The organism is Nocardioides sp., from assembly GCF_035429765.1.
Taxonomy (GTDB): domain Bacteria; phylum Actinomycetota; class Actinomycetes; order Propionibacteriales; family Nocardioidaceae; genus Nocardioides.
Genome location: NZ_DAOMFK010000022.1, coordinates 1 through 1,322 on the forward strand (window position 1 = coordinate 1; position 1,322 = coordinate 1,322).

The 1,322-nt window shown below is 73.7% G+C and carries 1 protein-coding gene; it reads left to right on the top strand.

Features of this window, described 5'->3' with window-relative positions; translation table 11 throughout:
• Positions 1–21 precede the first annotated feature (21 nt).
• Positions 22–1,322, top strand: a 1,301-nt coding sequence (locus PLP61_RS04065) for an NTP transferase domain-containing protein (RefSeq protein WP_324500620.1), incomplete at its 3' end; no start/stop codon positions are given.

Genomic DNA, 1,322 nt, shown 5'->3' on the forward strand with positions numbered 1-1,322 from the left:
TGCTGACGCATACTGCGTGCCATGGACCCGCGCCCGCAGACCGATCCCCAGCCACGGGCGACGAGCGCGGTCGTGGTGACCGCGGAGTCGAAGCACCGGTCCCGCTCTCTCCAGCCGACGGTGCTGCGGCGGGTGGGCGGCGTGACCCTGCTCGACCGCGCGGTCAAGGTGCTGTGCGCGGCAGGAGTGACCCGGATCGTGGTGGTGGCCGGCTACCGAAGCGAGGACGTGGCGGCAACCATCCACTCCCACGGCCTCCCGGTTGAGCTGGTGGTCAACCCGGACTGGCAGCAGGGCACGTCGACCTCGGTGCTCGCCGGCCTTCACCAGGTCGACGAGGACCGGTGCCTGGTCGTCATGGGCGACCACGTGTTCGAGGCCGACGACGTACGGCGGCTGATGGCCGCACCGGGTCGCAACGTGCTGGCCGTCGACCGTGACCCACAGCGCCAGGTGGGCGGCCTGGGAGGGGTGCCCCCGGTCCGGGTACGGACCGCGGCCGACGGCCGACTGCTCAAGCTGGCCGCCGACCTGAAGGAGTACGCCGCGGTCGACGCCGGCCTCAGCTCCGTCCACGTCGCCGACGTCCTGGCCGCGACCGCCGACGCGCCGGCGATGCCGTGGGCCGCTGTGCGGCGGCGGATGCTCGACCACGGCTTCGAGATGACCACGTGTGACTTCACCGGGCTCTGGGCGGCTGTCGACACACCCGATGGAGTGCGGGCCCTGGAGCGGGCGATGTGGCATCGGTACGGGCCCAAGCCGACCGACCAGATCATCGCCCGGACCGTCAACCGGCGAATCTCGGGACCCCTGACCCGCCAGCTGCTGCGGACCGGGCTCAGCCCGCACGTGGCCACGTTGCTGGCCTTCGCCACCACGCTCCTCGCGTCCGGCCTGATCGCGGTCGGCGACCGGTGGGTGATGGCCGCCGGCGGGCTCGGCGTCCTGCTCGGCTCCGCCCTCGACGGCGTCGACGGCGAGCTCGCGCGGGTAAGCGGCCGGGCCTCGCGCCGCGGCGCCGCGCTGGACACGCTGCTGGACCGCTATGCCGACCTCGCCGTGGTGGTCGGCCTGGTCGTCGGCGCCGGCCACACGGAGACCGCCTGGGCCTGGGGGTTCGCCGCGGGGTGCGGCTGCCTGCTGATCTCCTACATCCACGCGGTGGGCCGCGACACCGACGTGCGGTTGCTCTTCCGGCGCGAGGTCCGGTTGCTGATCCTCGCCCTGGCGGCGATCAGCGGCCTCCCGCTATGGGGGCTGGCGGTCGTCGCCGTCGCGGCCAACCTCGACACGGCGCGCGGCGTGGTGCTGCTCCTGCG